This is a genomic window from Desulfosporosinus sp. OT, assembly GCF_000224515.1.
Taxonomy (GTDB): domain Bacteria; phylum Bacillota; class Desulfitobacteriia; order Desulfitobacteriales; family Desulfitobacteriaceae; genus Desulfosporosinus.
The window spans coordinates 1-16,023 of sequence record NZ_AGAF01000226.1 but is presented as its reverse complement, the minus strand read 5'-3'; the positions used below and the strand labels follow the sequence as shown (position 1 = coordinate 16,023).

Below are 16,023 nucleotides of genomic sequence, written 5' to 3'. Positions count from 1 at the left end.
AGGCAATGGTAAGGATATAAAGCGAGGTAATCAAATACATGAATGAACCTTCATTAGAAACCATTGAACTCGAATTAGCGATCCTCATTCGCCGTGTTTCCTTAATTACAACCTGTTGTAAATTTGGCAATCTCGATCGATCAGCTTATCTCTTGTTACACCAAATAACTGCTCATGGATCCGCCGGAGTAAAAACGCTGGCCAATGAATCCCATTTGGATATTTCTACTGTAAGCAGACAAGCGGCAACTCTGGAACAAAAAGGATATGTCTACAGAATTCCCGATCCATTGGATGGCAGAGCTTGCTCCTTTCAGATAACGGAATTGGGAACAAAAGAATATAACGAGCACAAACAAGCACGTTTGGCTAAAATTGCTGACAATCTTAAAACTTGGTCTGATGAAGAATGTGAAGTGTTCGGACAACTTTTGCGAAAATATAATAGCTCAATCATTAATATTTAATGAAACAGCCCCAACATGATTGCAACAACTAGACTCTTTGGAATTAGTACATCTTGTCTTTACTTCTTCTACAAGATTCTAAAATAATCTTAATGCAATCAAATAAAGCAGGACTGTTTACGTACCCTAATCTTCTTTCATAGTACCTCTCTATTGGCCGAGCCTACCTATTACACATGCCTCGGCATAGTCAAATAACCGCTTTTAGACTATACCTTTGTTCACAAAGGTATAGTCTAAAAAATATCTTTACAAAGGTAAAAATTGGAGTAATATCCTTTTAAGAATTTAATTGAAATTGATTATTATTTATAGGATATCACTTTGCCTTAAAAGAATACTAGAGGGGGGAAGCGTTACGGCGGAAAATTCACTTCTCGAGGACAAAGAACTATTAAAACAACTGAGTGGCCTTCACCAGGGATACACGCGGATGAAAACCTAAACCTTCTCTGAATTTCTTTCAATATCTATGAGACACAATCCCTGCAAAATCCTGAACTCAAGACTTCACCCTGACCTTGTCTAATACAACCCCTGACTTTGGTCTTGGTCCTTAACCTGATCCTGATCTTGTCCCTGATCTTGTTCCTCACCTGGATCCTCACCTGGTCCTTCGGACTCATCCGAGTTATTCTCATTTGCACTGTCCTTCTGTAAGATCACTTGATCATTTTGCTTCAGATCTCTATATTGATTACTTACATATTCCGAAGGTACTTCAAAAGGTACGACCGGAGTGGAGCTAAGAGATCGAGATAAGATTTCATGGAAAACTACTGCGGGACCAGAACCACCCGTAGTGGTTAGGTAATGGTTGCGATCGGTTTTATCGTATCCCATCCAGACAGCTGCCGTTAGCTCAGGCGTATAACCTACAAACCAAACATCTTTAGCACCTTTGGTAATCCCTGAAAACTCTTTGATGGGAGGGAGTTCGACCGAACCAGTTTTTCCCGCGGTCGGTCGTCCTAGATAGGCATTTCTGCCTGTGCCATAGTCTACAACATTTTCAAGTAAGAGGGTCATCCGATAGGCTACCGCTGGAGTCGTCACTTTAACTGAGGCAGGTTGTGATTGGAATAAGACCTGACCTTCTTTTGAAGTGATCTTAGTAATGGCATAGGCTTTATTCATAACCCCGAGATTGGCGAATGCTCCATAGGCTTGTGCCATTTGAAGCGGCGAAACCCCTTGCGTAAGACCTCCTAAGGCTAAACTAAGCGTATGATCCTCATCTTCTAAAGGAATTCCGGCCCGTGTGGCGAAATCAACGCCACAATCTATCCCAATCTTGTTTAGTAACCAAACGGCAGGGATATTCAAGGAATTTTGGAGAGCTTCTTGCAGGGTGATATAACCTCGGTTTCTATGATCTTCATCGGTGGGCGCATACCCATTGATATTTAAAGGATTGTCATTAAGCAGCGAATTAGAAGTATAACCTTTTTCCAGGGCTGGACCATAGACTGCCAAGGGCTTAAAAGACGAGCCCGGTTGACGTTTGAGCTGAGTAGCATGGTTAAATTCGCGGAAAATACTTTCTCCTCGGTATCCCACCAAAGCTTTAATTCCTCCTGTGTGATGATCAATTATGATCACTCCGCTTTGGAGTGTTTGGTCTTCCTTCCCATCCGGAAAAAATCTCTTATCTTTATAGACGTCCTGGGCTTCTTCTTGAATCTCAGGGTTCATCTGAGTGTATATTTGCAGACCTCCACTTAAAATTTGTGCTTCAGTAAATCCCATGCGGTTAATAGCTTCTTCGATCACATAATCTACATACGGAGCGTATTGGCCTGTAAGACTTTCCTCTGATCCTTGTTTAAGGAGAATTGGCTGAGAACTCGTTTCCTCATAATCAGTAGCAGAGATATAACCCTGTTCTTTCATTAACTCAAGAACCAAATTTCTCCGTTCTAAAGATTTGTCCATATTTTTGAGAGGAGAAAATGAGCTAGGGGCTTTAGGGAGCCCAGCCAGCATTGCCGATTCTTCTAAAGTGAGATCCTCAACTTTTTTCTTGAAATAAAACTGGGCTGCATTATGAATGCCCCAACATCCTTCGCCAAAATAAATCTGATTAAGATAAGCTACTAAAATCTGATCTTTATCGAGCACGTACTCAATTTTTATGGCATAGGCGGCTTCCTTGATTTTTCGGGAGAACGTCTTATCCGAAGGCAAGAAAAGATTTTTGGCTAGCTGCTGAGTAATTGTACTTCCTCCCTCGGATAAACCACCAGATATTAAATCGCGGATGAGAGCACGCGAAATTGAATGAATATCGACTCCTTGGTGCTCATAAAAACGACGGTCTTCTACCGCAATAATGGCGTTTTTCAGCTGTTGGGGGATTTGCTTTTGCGATATGGGTATGATTCGAGAAGAAGAAAGCTGGGAGGCAGGGTGGCCATTTTCGTCATAGAGCACAGAGGGTTGTGATAATGGACTTTCTAATTTACTAACGTCCAAGGATGTAATCCAAAGGAGCATACCTCCAATGATCAAAACTAGGAACGCAAGTATACCGACTCCTAATTTACGCCAATACTTCGCTTCTCTCGGTAATTTCTTCAACTATGAATCCTTCTTTCTGTTGAAAAAGATATAGCGACCATTCTCGCTCTTTTCGTTCCATTTATGTTTGTCGCAAAGACCACGCTGAAACTTATATTCTAGAAAACTCATTTATATTCATAAAAGTATCAATGTAATAAACTTTGTTGATTTTAATTCCCTATTGCAATAGATTTATCACAACGCCCTGGTACAATAACAAAACATATCCATGCCTGAATTAATCGAGAAACCATCTTCATAAACTTCATAGTGTGCAAGGAGATTCCCTTGCTGTGATGTATGAAATCGTTAATTTATATAAATATTGTTATTTACCATATATAAAATCGCGCCTTCTTTACTTGCGAACCATTGAATTATGCTTTTAATGCTTATTTCTATTTACTTTTAAACTTAATTGTGAAATATGTCTCATGATATAACAAGCATTATATTGAATATTTCATTAAATACATATATTACCTGTTGGCAGATATGCTTTTAAAAGTTATAGTGAGAATAATGACAATTAATTGTCGATATCCAACTTAATTTTTATACATTTATCTTTGGAGGATAGTTATGACTGCTGAAAAAGTTTACTTCTTAGGTAAAGCTGACTTTCTGGCAGATTTGAATACGCATGACTTAACAGAATTGGCAACCGACTTTGCCTGGGAGGAATATGCTCCAGGTTCCTATATCATGATTCAAGGCCAAGCAAATAACTGGTTTTACGTCTTAGCAGAGGGCAAAGCCCAGGCTTTGGTTACTAAAGAAGGGCATAGTCACTGGCAGGTCAATCTTTTCGAACCCGGTGATACTTTTGGTGAAATTGCCATTTTTACAGGCGAGACAGCACCAACAACTATACAGTGCCTTGAAAAATGCCGAGTGTTGGCCTTAGATTCCGAACATTTCATGCTTATGTTGCTACGTTGGCCGCGCATATACGAACGTTTCATTGAGAAATTATCTCATAGCTTAAAAAAGGTAAACCTATCACTCTGGGAAGCTAAACACAAAGAATTCCTTCGTTCTGCCCTGCAAATGAATCATTATCAAGACAAATTCTACGGTGTTTGGGGCAGCGTCAAAACGACAAAGGAAGTTGAGAGAAAGATTAATGAACTAACCACCTGCCGGGAACCCTTACTGGTCATCGGCGAGCGGGGCACCGGACGCCAAATGTTTGCCTGGCATGTGCACAAGAAACTATTTGGTGAAAAGGCGCCCTTTGTCGTTGTTGACGGCAGCCGATTTGAACAGGAATGGGGCAATTTATTTGCTGACCAAGTATCCTCCGAAAACGCGACTCACTTTAAAAGTGGTAGCTTGCTTGACATAGCTGAAGGGGGCACACTTTTTATCCGGGAGGTCAATCAGATACCTCTCCACACGCAAGCCATCTTGGCAGAATCAATGAAAAACAGCACAGGCAGTTGCTTAGTGATTGGCTGCCTGAGGGCTGAACCTGAGGTCGTATCACAGAACCTGGTCCCCGAACTGCTCGGACTCTTTCCTCAGAATCACCAGATTACTCCATTGCGACAACGCAAGCGGGATATACCTTTCATTGCCCAAGGTGTCTTACAAAAACTAGCTAGCCGCAACAACTTGGAAACTCCCATCCTCAATCAGGAATCAACCAAACTCCTACTTTCGCACAGCTATCGGCAAGGCAATGTTACAGAGCTTATTCAAGTTATAGAACGAGCCTTCCATTTAGCTGATGGCGGTGTGATCAATCTCGAGCATATTTTCTTTGGACCAACCGCGGCAAAAATCGGGCGCAGTATCGATCTGCTGTCCTGGCCTTGGATTTCTAACGTGCTGAGAAAGACTGCCTTCTTACAAAGAATTCGTTTTTCCAGTCTGCTCGTTTACCTGGTTATTCTATTGATGTTCCTCCTCATACCTCAGGCAACTTCGACGACACGCGTGCTTGCCTTGGTATGGGGATTGTGGTGGCCAGCTCTGGCAATTCTATCCCCCCTTTTGGGCCGGTTATGGTGCACCGTTTGCCCTTTCTCCTTTATCATGGATTTGATCCAAAAAAAATGGCATTTCAACCGCACTGTTCCTGATTGGCTGAAAAAATATGATTACCTCTTGACCACAGGACTTTTCCTTCTGGTCTTTTGGGTAGAAATAGTAGCGCAGATTCGCTCAAATCCTACCTATACCCTTTTCCTGTTGCTGGCAATTCAAGCGGCTGCCGTAACCATCGGCATCGTTTTTACTCGGCATACCTGGTGCCGTCATATCTGTCCCTTAGGGGGATTTGTCGGTATGGCTTCTATTGGCTCCCTCCTGGAGATTAGAGCAGACTCTGCCGTCTGCCTCAACAAATGCACGACCCATGAGTGTTATGTGGGGGGCGAGCTTGCTGGGTGTCCGATGTCCCAACACTTACCCTTTTTGGATAACAATCTAGGATGTAAATTTTGTTTTAACTGCGTGCGCAATTGCCCTAACGGTGCTGTAAATTTCAACCTGCGCATCCCGGCCCGAGAGGTATGGCATTTGGTACGGGTTGATCAAGGCTTTACTATTTTCATTGGGGCCTCATTGGGAGTATTAATTCCGATTAACTATTTTGAGCCTTTACAGCTCCAATGGCCACAGGGAATCTGGCTCTTCTGGTTCACCCTAGCCTATTGGGGCGCAGCTGTGGCTTCCGGGCTGATAACGTGGTTAATTGCCAAACCCTATCAAACTAAAGCCGCTTCCTTGCGGACGAAACTTGTCTTCGCCTTTATTCCGCTCGTTATTGCTGGTCACATAATTTATCAGATTCACTTCGTACCAGGCTCCAATACGGTTCTCCTCGGCCTTGGTATCAAAGACGCTGCTACTACTCTGCAAATGTTTGTTGTGCCAGTTTCGGCCGTAGCTCAAACACTAGCTGCACTAATCGGTCTTGCTTTGACGGCTTTTGCAGTTTCCATGGTTTTTATGTACCGCCGCCATACAACCAATCATAAAAACGGCTAATTTTTCCGGCCTATGTGGAGAAACCTTCCACTATCTGCCAAAGCCCCTATAAATACAACTGTATTTATAGGGGCTTTTTTCGAACATCCATATTCGCATAGCATCTTGCGATTTGGTCATTATAAAAAGGCAGCGCTGAGTTAATAGGAGGGATTTACATTGGCCAAAACAGATAATCAGACGGAATATGAGACTCACCTACAAGAACATATCGACCACACTGTAGCAAATTTGCACGAAGCAGAGGATTACCTCAATGAGCATGCCGATGAGATTACAGCAGGCAAGAAACGAGTCATTGAAGCTAAGAATGATCGGCGTAAAGAAAGTATTGAAGGTTTCATTGCCAGCAAGAATGACGAAACTCCATAACCGAGACAAATCACCCATAAATTACCAGTATATTATGGCGTGCTGAAAGCAATACTATGATCATAAGGGTACGTAATGGTTGAGCCAAGATTTATATATGCTCTTAATTGGGGTGTATATGGGTCGGCCAAAGATTATATACAGGTGTTAAAACGCTTGTATATAGTCGGAGGGAAGATCTTTTATGGTGGGGAAAAGCTTTTCTACAGTCTTGATCGATTGTTTTAAGGTTCTAACTAGCGTAAAGGGTCGAGCTAAGATTTTACTGGGTGTTGAGTTTTCTTACGCAACCATATATCGGAAGATATATGAATGTGTAAGAATGTCGGTTATATTCAGCCGAGAGGTTGTCTATAGCTGGGTAGATATCTTGTAGGGTCGAACGAATCATTTGTATAGGTGGTAACCTGCTTGATTATGGTCGGAAGATCCTAGTTAGGTAATAAGCTATCTATATTGGTGTTAGATAGATCATTACGTGCTCTTATTTCTCTTTAAATTCTCAACTCTCCATATTGGATACGATAAAATACCTGACAAGAATTGCCTTTAGAATTTAGGGTAATTCTTGTCAGTTTTTCGGTAAGCAATTAACCTGAACATCTTTCATATTATAAAATGGTTGCGGAGGGCGAAGGCATGAATGAGTACATTTTTCGGCGTGAGCTTGATTTATTGACAGATTTTCCTGAGATGATTGTCCAACTTAAACAGGATCGCCAGTTCAGCAAATTGGAGTTAGAAAAGAAAATAGAATTGTATGATCAATGTTATACTTTAGTGAAACAGTTTTTCCTCACAGAATACAATTCAGACGAGGGAAAATTCGATATCAAAAAAGCTGCAACAGAGGATATGTTAGACAGTGCTCGACAGGAATGGAAAAAAGCCTTAATTAGAGAGGGTTATTACGATGGATGAATGAGTCCTTAGTATGATAAATCAAATTGACAAAAAAACCTTCCTGACACTGTGTCAACGGAAGGTTTCTTTATTGAATCAAGTTACCTACATGTAATTCATTAGAAATTCATAACTCATTCACAGCATAATCAAATTGGGGCTCTATACTCACTGCGCTCAACCGTCCTACGACACTAGGTCTACATACATGTCCATAGCCATTTTATCATGAGCCTTTATATTTACGGGAATTTTAAAAACAATATTAGAGACTATATTACCTTCTAAATCAGAACCTTCGATAATCGTGGGAGGTGTTATATCAATTGAGTGTCTAAACTTTGCAAGGAGCGTCACTGCTTTTCCTCCAATGATATTGGTAATCTCCTGCAAAGCACTTTTTTCCATCGGGCCGAATTGATTTGAAGGTGGCATTCCAAATTGTGAACTGAATTTATTGGCAAGAAACAAAGCCGTATTGTGGTCGGTTGAAATTAGAAATCTTCCCTGTATATCTCCTTTAACCCTAATATCCATTGTTATTCCATGTAAAGCGAGCGGGGGTTTGAGACCTTGAATACTTCCTCGTTCAACATCCGCATTAAGATTTTCTAGCAACTGAAATAAAGCAGTTATGAATGGATTAATTAAATCGGCATTCATAGGTTCACTCTCTTATTCCTGACATCCTTTGAATTTTGTTTATCAGACAAGCTCTATTTGGCTAACATCGATCGACTATCTATTGGGCTTAATTATATAGCATCTTTATTAATTCACCATTAAAAGAGTATTAACTTCTAGTAAATTATAAATAAGCACTTTTGATTCCATCCATACTGGATTAAACAAACTGACGGTGAATCTTGGGTAACCTGTTAGATGCTATTTAATGAAACCCTATAAGGTCTTTGCTATATTACTTAGTTCTGATGACATCGAAGTTATTTCCTCAATACTCGCAGAAACCTCCTCTACTGCAGCCGCTTGTCCCTGACTTGCATCCAGTGAGAGATTGCTTTTACGGCTTGCCTCATCAACTTTTCGTTTTATTGTATCCGTTAACTCTTTAATCTTTGGAACTGTACTCTTTGATTGAGCCGATAGGTTTCGGATTTCTTCCGCAACAACTCCGAAACCTCGCCCTGCATCACCTGCTCTTGCTGCTTCGATGGCAGCATTTAAACCCAGCATTTTAGTCTCATCAGCTATTTCTTTTATGAACGCGGATACCTCGTTAATTTTTTCGGAAATATTAATAATCTCATTAATATCAGTATTTAAGGCACCTTCATTCGAGTGGATCTCAGTAGCAGATGCCGAAAGTTGCTCTATTGCCGCTGCAATGCCTTCTAGACTACTCTCAAGGTTATCAGACATTTCACGCAATGCGACAGCCGTTTTCTTAGGTGTAACGATCCCTAACGTAGCAACGATGTTTTCATTTTCATCATCATATAATGGGTAATTGGCTATAGAAAGTGGGTCTCCGTACTTTGAAGCATCAATCTCTTCGATAATCGGTTGTTTTGAGTGTATAACCCGATAAGCAATGTCCGCTTCTCTTAATTCGTAGCCCACTGAGATTGACGGCATATCAAATTTTTGTGATGGCTGCGCATAAGCAATTTTGGTTAAATCCGACATATATAAAAATGAACCCTCATGAAACATTTCTGCTAAAATCGGTGCAAAGTTTCCAAAGGCCGCAGCGACCGGGTGTAATTTTGGAAAGGCTATAGAAAAAGCACCCACAGCATCACCATTGTCATCGATTACTGGTATTGAGACCATTGATACTCTCATTCCGTAGACCGTACGAGGAATATTTTTAATTAAGACCTTCTTTTCACGTATTGCTTCCATTGTTGTTGTGTCATCGCTCAACTTGTTGCCAACTTTAATAAAGTCTAAGGTAAATGAATCCGACGATTTCACCCACACAAACGTGTCTTTTTCGACTAATCCAAACACAACTCCACCGGGTATTAAATTTGCTAAGAATTCAGCCAATGTCTTGCACGACTCTATACCTGCTAATGCTATCATAATAATTTCTCCTATTCGCAGCTAATTTTTTAAAACTTCAGTTTTTAATTTTGAGCCATTTAATAAAAGGATTAAGCGTTCATCAATGTGCGCTATTCCCTGTATACGGTTACCGCCCAAACTGGATATCTCAGCACTAAGCTTTTCAATCGCTTGCTCCTCGACCTTGATGACTTCCGAGACATCGTCGACAATAATCCCCAGCAAATCACTCTCGAAATCCAGAATAAGTAACCGGCTATCCATACTTCGCTCTGTTTTCTCGTAGCCGAACCTTTTCTTCAAGTCAATGATTGGAATCACCTTGCCTCTTATATCGATCAACCCTTCTACGTATAAAGGCATATCCGGTATTTTAGTTATCAGTTCTGGAATCCTGATTATTTCTTGAGCAAAACCTATTTCAATGCCGTACTCTTCATCTCCCAATCTAAAGACGACCAATTGCATAATACTCACCTAAAATCACCTCCCGGTTTATCACCTATCGCTAGATATTTCCATCTATTAGGAGAAAGGATTAAACCTAATTACTAACCCCCCTTCAAAAATAAAAGTCGCCAAGTTTAAAAGACTTGGCGACAAAGACATGTTGTAATTACTTTTACGGTAACCCGGCTATCTTCAGCTTAAGGAAGACCCGTGGCTTTGCGTCCTTGGTTTACACCAAGTTTGCCTTTGTCGTTATATGTCGATACTATATTTTAACATAATAACCACAAAGAATGGTGTCAATAATTAAAATTTTTTGTAAAATTAGCAACTTTCATAACACTCTATCTCAACATAACCATCTGCTTTATCCCCCATGATTTATCAAGAAGATAAAAAGAGCACTCTTGCGAATGCTCTTACTTATAGTTCTATTCCCATAACCTTTTCAAGAGAGACTAATAATTTTTCTCGAGAACTTCAAAATATGCATTAGGATGCGCACAAACTGGACACACTTCAGGTGCTTCATTACCTTCATGGATGTGGCCACAGTTCCTGCATTTCCAATAGACTTTGCCATCCTTTTTAAAAACTTTACCCTGTTCCAAATTCTCTAAGAGTCTTTTATAGCGTTCTTCATGCTCTTTTTCTATTCTTGCCACACCTTCAAATAATAGGGCAATATCCTCGAACCCTTCCGCTCGGGCGTCAGCAGCCATTTTGGGATACATATCAGTCCATTCTCCATTTTCCCCTAAAGCGGCTGCTTTTAAATTGTCAAGGGTATTTGCGATACCGCTAAGTTTTTTAAACCACATCTTGGCGTGTTCCTTCTCATTCTCTGCCGTCTCCAGGAAAAGGGACGCAATTTGTTCATAACCCTCTTTTTTGGCAACCGATGCAAAATAGGTATATTTGTTACGGGCTTGTGATTCCCCTGCAAAAGCATCTTTTAAGTTCTGTTCTGTTTTCGTACCCTTTAATTCTTTCATCAATAATCCTCCAATCGTTTGTTACGTTTCCACAGGTCATGCAGATTGCAATACTCTCTGATTTCTAATTTTCAATTGGTTCAAATTGATCCTTAGAAGCACCACATGTGGGGCAAACCCAATCTTCCGGGATATCTTCAAAAGCAGTACCTGGTGCAATCCCAGAATCCGGATCACCAACACTCGGATCATAAACATATCCACATAGTGAACATTCATACTTTTTCATTTTTTTCCTCCCTTATATTTGTTTCCGCAACATCACTTGATGTTCCATTTAGTGTATTTTATAATTATTTTAATTATAAGTCAAGATAAATTTTCTATAACATTTTACCTAGATAATGCCTCCTGCTTCCCTCTGTCCATCCCCTGTGTTTCTACTCCTCAGCATCCAATCGCTCTGCTAATTGCTTGGCGAAATGTCCCAGATCATTCTCCACATAGGAACGCATGGTTCCTGCACATACTGTGTAGATTACGATGTCCTCCCAATCTTTAGGGATATTGTATTGTTTCAGTAGCTTTCGTACGGCAATTGCAGCACGGATCCCTTCCGATGACCCAATTTTCGCAATATCAGGTATAATATCCGCATTGCCCATCAAAACCTTTTTGAAGCCAGGTAAAATATGTTGAATCTTTTTCAGAAGCACCTGATCCTCAGTTTTTACGACCACGTAAGCAGGCGCCCCCTGTTCCATAGACTTTGCATGACCAATAATTTTGGTATCTACAATATGTACCCTATTATTTTTTTCTATTATTTGTGGATTCACAGTACCTTTGGTAGCCATGTTCATTATAATGGCATCATCCTTAGCAATCCAGACAAGTTGGTCCATCACCGGATCAATTCCCGCCGTTGGCAACACTACCGCTATAATATCACTAACCTTTGCTGCATCTAGTGTTGTGGCAAAGCCTCCATGAATTTCATCAGCTAAAACCTTCGCCTTTGCTTCATCTGTGTCGATAATAAGCTTTTCCACATCATCTGGCAGTTGTCTGCCAACTACGCTGCCCATTCTTCCAGCACCAATCACTGCAACCTTTAACATAAATTCCCCTCCGCTTAAAGTATTTAAATGAGACCGCCGGACCGCCTTACTAAGTCACATCCAGTGTAAAAATGATAGCTTGGTATGGACTGAATATCAAGTAATTTTTTAGGTATAGGCTCTTTTTTCACAATGACCAAAATTATCAGTGTATTAATTCTTGACGATTAGCAGTTTCCTGCACTCTTTCTAACCAACCATTTTCAATCAATAAGTCAACCCCATCCTTACTAAATTCTATAATTTCCGCCATAAGACGACGACTGAGAGCTAAGACCACATCTTTCCTTGCGCTGTTAGTTAGAGCAAGACCGTAAACCAATATAATTCGCGCCATAGCGATAGTAGTTTGAAATAACATTAACCTATCGCGATGTTTGTTGTAAATTTACCGTCATAGAATCTATTACCACAGAAATTTAAAAAAGCCTCTCTTACTCAAAAGCAAGGAAAGGCTTTTAGGAGTATAATTATTTGTTTAGATTTATCTCCTACCACTATAATATGCGTTAATTAAATAAATCCTATACGATTCCACTTACATGTATAGGCAACACCCAAGTTTCATTTTATTGTTCCGCAATTTTACAGTTTTATAGAAGTCGTTTCTCCAACATATGTTATTTCCTTTGGCATAACCTTAAACCACGCCGCATACATGGTCGGCAAAACCAACAGCGTTAAAACCGTAGCACCAAACAAGCCACCGGAAATCGCGACCGCCATTGGTCCCCAAAAATTGCTTTTCATAAGGGGGACCATCCCTAGAATCGCAGCCAAAGCCGTCAGCATAATCGGACGCAACCTCATTACTGCAGAATCAATAATTGCATCCCAAGGGGTTTTTCCGGCATCAGTTTGTTTTTCAATCTGGACGATTAAAATCACTGAATTGCGAATAATCATCCCGCTCAGAGCTAAAATTCCAACTTCGGCAACAAACCCCATGGGACGCTTCGTTATAAGCATTCCTAAACTTACTCCGATAATTCCCATCGGGGCCGTCAGCAAGGTCAGGAACATCAACGACATTCTTTGGAGTTGGAACATCAGCAGGGTAATGATAATAACGATCATTACAGGTACCGGCTGCATCAAATACTCTAAAGTAGTTTTACTCGTTTCAGTAGAGCCGCCTATGTCAATACTATATCCGACAGGTAAGCTATTCCTCATGAATTTTAAGTTATCATAAACGCGAGTCGTAGCATCATTCCCGGTAATTCCGTTAGCAGTACTAGCTTGGATTGTAATAGTAGGTTTGAGATTACGACGCCATATCGAACCGCTTTCAGCTTCGAAACTTACACTGGCAACTTGATTTAAAGAAACATACTCTCCATTCCCGATATGAACATTGAGATTGTTAATCTCTGCCAGATTATTCCTCTCTTGGGGATCAAGCCGAAAAACAATTCCTACTGTTCGATCTTCTTCCCGATATTCAGCAATAGTAGCGCCTGAAATCTGCATTTGCAGACTGGCAGCCAAAGATTGCCTGTCAATTCCCAACGCCTTAATCTTATCTGGATCGATTGTTACCTCCATTACTTTATTTTTTTCATTCCAGTCAAGATTAACGTTTTTAAGGTTGGGATCCTTAAGCATAACTAACTGCGCTTTTCCGGCAATTTCCCTAACCTTGTCATCATCAGTACCGCTCACCCGCAGCATAACCGGATAAGGCGAAGGTGTGCCCGTCTGCAGAACCTGGGTATGACCGTGCACATTAGCAAAATCCTTGGCAAAGATAGTATCAACTTTTTCCGTTAGAGTGTCTCTTGCCTCTAGGTTCTTGGCCACAATCACGAATTGAGCATAATTTGATGCCGGAAGAACTGGATCCACGTTCAGGACAAATCTTGAGGCTCCTTTTCCTACATAATAACTATAGTTCTCAATATTGGGATCGTCTTTAATTTTCTGTGCAAATCTATTGGCTTCTGCTTGGGTAGCTTGAATAGAGGTGCCTTCCGGCAAGGTCATTTCGACGATTAACTCCGGCCTGGTCGAAGGCGGGAAGAATTCCTGTTTAACAAATTTCAGCATATATACTGAACCGACAAAACAAAGGATTGTAATTGCTAAAACTAATTTGCGATGGGTCAAAAACCATGTTAAGATTTTTCTGAAGAAGTGATAAAATTTCTTATTATAGGGATCATTTTTTTCGTGATCATGTGTCTCAGGATCATGCAATTCATCACTTGAATGCTTAATCTTAATCAGATTATAACCTAATAAAGGTGCTACAAAAACAGAAACTACCCATGAGATTAACAGCGCAATGGTGACAACTTCAAATATGGTATGGGTATATTCAGAAGCACTTCCTTGGGAAAACTCAGTCGGAATAAATCCGGCACAAGTAATTAACGTACCTGTCAACATTGGCAGGGATGTCTCTGTATAGGCAAAGCTGGCAGCCCTAAAACGGTCCCAGCCTTGCTCCAATTTAACGGTCATCATTTCTATGGCAATGATGGCATCATCAACAAGTAAACCTAAAGCAATAATCAAAGCACCTAACGAAACTTTGTGCAAATCTATACCGGCCATATTCATACAAACAAAGACACCGGCGATAACCAAGGGAATACAGAGGGCAACAACACCTCCCGAACGCACACCCAGACTTATAAAACAAACAACCAGGACAATGACAATAGCTTCAGCCAAGGATTCAACAAAATCAGCAATGGAATTTTCCACGACCTTGGACTGATTGGCAACTTGATTTAACTCTAAACCGACAGACAATTGACTTCTGACTTCCTGAATTGTTTTATCTAGATTTTTACCTAGGGTTAGAATATTCCCCCCCTTATCCATGGAAACTGTAATTCCAATGGCCGGTTGGCCGTTAAAATACATTTGAGGATCCATCGGATCAATATAACTTAGTTTTACATTAGCAATATCCCCCAAGCGAAAAGTGCGATCCGCCACTCGTATAGGGATCTGGCGAATAGTTTCCACACTGTCCGGCGTTCCAGTGACGCGAAGGTAGATATTGTCGGACGAGGTTTCGACCATTCCGGCCGGGATCATCGCTTCCTGAGTTTTGACTGTATTAATAACGATATTTGGGTCTATCCCTAACTGAGCCAATTTACTGCTATTTAATTCTATATATATCTTTTCATCCTGAACGCCAATAAGTTCTACTTTTTTGACACTTTCTACCCCTAATAAAGTCCTGCGGATATTTTCCGCTCTAGCCCGCATTTCTTCATATTTATAGCCATCACCAGTTAAAGCATAAATAGTCCCATAGACATCATCAAATTTATCATCGAAAGATGGGCCAAGAACTCCTTGGGGCAGGGTAGCTTTCATATCATTGACCATGTTTCGGGCATCCAGCCAAGACTGGTGAATGTCCTTTTCCGGGACTGAATCCTTGAGAGTCACATAGATGACAGCTTGGCCAGGCTTGGAATTACTCCTAAGATAGTCCAAACCCGGAAGGTCCTGCAGCTTCTTCTCAATTTTATCCGTTACCTGCTCCTCAACTTCCTTGGCGCTGGCCCCCGGCCAGGCTGTCGACACTACCATCTGCCGGATAACAAAATCAGGATCTTCCATTCTTCCCATACGGATATAAGAAAAGACTCCGGCAATTAAGGTTACCAGCATAAAATAATAAACTAAGGACTTACGCTTCAGGGCCCATTCTGTTAAATTGATGTGCATCATTGTTGCTCACCGGCCTTAATGACTTTTTGCCCTTTTTGGAGCTTGTGCACTCCTGCCGTGACAATAACATCCCCTTCTTTCAGGCCCTCCAATACTTGAACGGAGTTGTCTCCAAAATTACCGACTTTAATTGGCCGCAAAGTTACAATATTGTCTTGGAGAACCCATACATTTGGCGTATCACCAGTTTGATAAATCGCTGATAAGGGAATATGAATCGACTTATCATTATTTGAACCAATAACATCGACTGTAGCTGTCATACCCAGTTTCACACTTGAAGGCGGTTTGACCAAACTAACCTTAACTTTATAAGTCCTGGTAAGTGGGTCGGCCGAAGGTGACACTTCCCTTATTTCCCCATCAACAGTTACGTTCGGAAGGGCCCAAAAACTTACTTTAATCGATTTTACTTGCTTGATCGTTCCCGCCTGGTTTTCCGGGACACTAATAACAACTTCCTGAGTACCGCTCACCATCACTGCC

The 16,023-nt window shown here is 40.9% G+C and carries 14 protein-coding genes and 1 riboswitch; of the genes, 4 read left to right on the top strand and 10 right to left on the bottom strand.

Features of this window, described 5'->3' with window-relative positions; translation table 11 throughout:
• Window positions 1-38 precede the first annotated feature (38 nt).
• Window positions 39-467, top strand: a complete 429-nt coding sequence (locus DOT_RS21005) for a MarR family transcriptional regulator (RefSeq protein ID WP_009623269.1) — start codon at window positions 39-41, stop codon at window positions 465-467.
• Between the two features lie 525 nt (window positions 468-992).
• On the opposite strand, the gene DOT_RS21000 is transcribed toward DOT_RS21005, so the two are convergent.
• Entirely contained in the window at window positions 993-3,047 is a 2,055-nt protein-coding gene (locus DOT_RS21000) for a PBP1A family penicillin-binding protein (protein ID WP_009623267.1), read from the bottom strand.
• 564 nt (window positions 3,048-3,611) lie between these two features.
• On the opposite strand from DOT_RS21000, the gene DOT_RS20995 reads away from it, so the two are divergent.
• From DOT_RS20995 to DOT_RS20985, 3 genes are all read left to right on the top strand, one after another.
• Window positions 3,612-6,026: a cyclic nucleotide-binding domain-containing protein gene (locus DOT_RS20995; protein ID WP_009623265.1), complete on the top strand. Its 2,415-nt coding sequence runs from the start codon at window positions 3,612-3,614 to the stop codon at window positions 6,024-6,026.
• 159 nt (window positions 6,027-6,185) lie between these two features.
• Window positions 6,186-6,398: a spore protein gene (locus DOT_RS20990; protein ID WP_009623263.1), complete on the top strand. Its 213-nt coding sequence runs from the start codon at window positions 6,186-6,188 to the stop codon at window positions 6,396-6,398.
• A gap of 639 nt (window positions 6,399-7,037) precedes the next feature.
• The gene (locus tag DOT_RS20985) at window positions 7,038-7,319 is read left to right on the top strand and encodes a hypothetical protein (protein WP_009623261.1); all 282 of its coding nucleotides are present in this window, start codon (window positions 7,038-7,040) and stop codon (window positions 7,317-7,319) included.
• Between the two features lie 168 nt (window positions 7,320-7,487).
• Here the strand turns inward: DOT_RS20985 and DOT_RS20980 are convergent, their stop codons facing one another.
• The 9 genes from DOT_RS20980 to DOT_RS20940 all read right to left on the bottom strand — a co-directional run.
• Window positions 7,488-7,964: a chemotaxis protein CheX gene (locus DOT_RS20980; RefSeq protein ID WP_009623259.1), complete on the bottom strand. Its 477-nt coding sequence runs from the start codon at window positions 7,962-7,964 to the stop codon at window positions 7,488-7,490.
• A gap of 237 nt (window positions 7,965-8,201) precedes the next feature.
• Window positions 8,202-9,350: a methyl-accepting chemotaxis protein gene (locus DOT_RS20975; protein ID WP_009623257.1), complete on the bottom strand. Its 1,149-nt coding sequence runs from the start codon at window positions 9,348-9,350 to the stop codon at window positions 8,202-8,204.
• Between the two features lie 21 nt (window positions 9,351-9,371).
• Window positions 9,372-9,800, bottom strand: coding sequence for a chemotaxis protein CheW (locus tag DOT_RS20970; protein ID WP_050809931.1), 429 nt, complete (start codon window positions 9,798-9,800; stop codon window positions 9,372-9,374).
• Between the two features lie 155 nt (window positions 9,801-9,955).
• Window positions 9,956-10,037: riboswitch (cyclic di-GMP riboswitch) on the bottom strand.
• A gap of 203 nt (window positions 10,038-10,240) precedes the next feature.
• A complete protein-coding gene (gene rbr / locus DOT_RS20965) occupies window positions 10,241-10,777 on the bottom strand; it encodes a rubrerythrin (protein ID WP_009623251.1) in 537 nt (178 codons plus the stop codon).
• Window positions 10,778-10,841: 64 nt separating this feature from the next.
• Window positions 10,842-11,006 carry a rubredoxin gene (gene rd / locus DOT_RS20960; RefSeq protein WP_009623249.1) on the bottom strand — a complete coding sequence of 55 codons (165 nt, stop codon included), beginning with the start codon at window positions 11,004-11,006 and terminating at the stop codon, window positions 10,842-10,844.
• A 151-nt stretch (window positions 11,007-11,157) separates the two neighbouring features.
• Entirely contained in the window at window positions 11,158-11,838 is a 681-nt protein-coding gene (locus DOT_RS20955) for an NAD(P)-binding domain-containing protein (protein ID WP_009623247.1), read from the bottom strand.
• Window positions 11,839-11,983: 145 nt separating this feature from the next.
• Window positions 11,984-12,199 carry a DUF3231 family protein gene (locus DOT_RS20950; RefSeq protein ID WP_040413104.1) on the bottom strand — a complete coding sequence of 72 codons (216 nt, stop codon included), beginning with the start codon at window positions 12,197-12,199 and terminating at the stop codon, window positions 11,984-11,986.
• Between the two features lie 224 nt (window positions 12,200-12,423).
• Window positions 12,424-15,537 carry an efflux RND transporter permease subunit gene (locus tag DOT_RS20945; protein ID WP_009623242.1) on the bottom strand — a complete coding sequence of 1,038 codons (3,114 nt, stop codon included), beginning with the start codon at window positions 15,535-15,537 and terminating at the stop codon, window positions 12,424-12,426.
• Window positions 15,534-16,023: efflux RND transporter periplasmic adaptor subunit (locus DOT_RS20940; RefSeq protein ID WP_040413103.1), on the bottom strand; the 490-nt coding region annotated here is incomplete at its 5' end. The genes DOT_RS20940 and DOT_RS20945, both read right to left, overlap by 4 nt.

Coding starts and splice junctions, on each gene's coding strand:
- DOT_RS21005 (WP_009623269.1), top strand. CDS start 39: ATGAATGAACCTTCATTAGAAACCATTGAACTCGAATTAGCGATCCTC.
- DOT_RS20995 (WP_009623265.1), top strand. CDS start 3,612: ATGACTGCTGAAAAAGTTTACTTCTTAGGTAAAGCTGACTTTCTGGCA.
- DOT_RS20985 (WP_009623261.1), top strand. CDS start 7,038: ATGAATGAGTACATTTTTCGGCGTGAGCTTGATTTATTGACAGATTTT.
- DOT_RS20980 (WP_009623259.1), bottom strand. CDS start 7,964: ATGAATGCCGATTTAATTAATCCATTCATAACTGCTTTATTTCAGTTG.
- DOT_RS20975 (WP_009623257.1), bottom strand. CDS start 9,350: ATGATAGCATTAGCAGGTATAGAGTCGTGCAAGACATTGGCTGAATTC.
- DOT_RS20970 (WP_050809931.1), bottom strand. CDS start 9,800: ATGCAATTGGTCGTCTTTAGATTGGGAGATGAAGAGTACGGCATTGAA.
- rbr (WP_009623251.1), bottom strand. CDS start 10,777: ATGAAAGAATTAAAGGGTACGAAAACAGAACAGAACTTAAAAGATGCT.
- rd (WP_009623249.1), bottom strand. CDS start 11,006: ATGAAAAAGTATGAATGTTCACTATGTGGATATGTTTATGATCCGAGT.
- DOT_RS20955 (WP_009623247.1), bottom strand. CDS start 11,838: ATGTTAAAGGTTGCAGTGATTGGTGCTGGAAGAATGGGCAGCGTAGTT.
- DOT_RS20950 (WP_040413104.1), bottom strand. CDS start 12,199: ATGTTATTTCAAACTACTATCGCTATGGCGCGAATTATATTGGTTTAC.
- DOT_RS20945 (WP_009623242.1), bottom strand. CDS start 15,537: ATGATGCACATCAATTTAACAGAATGGGCCCTGAAGCGTAAGTCCTTA.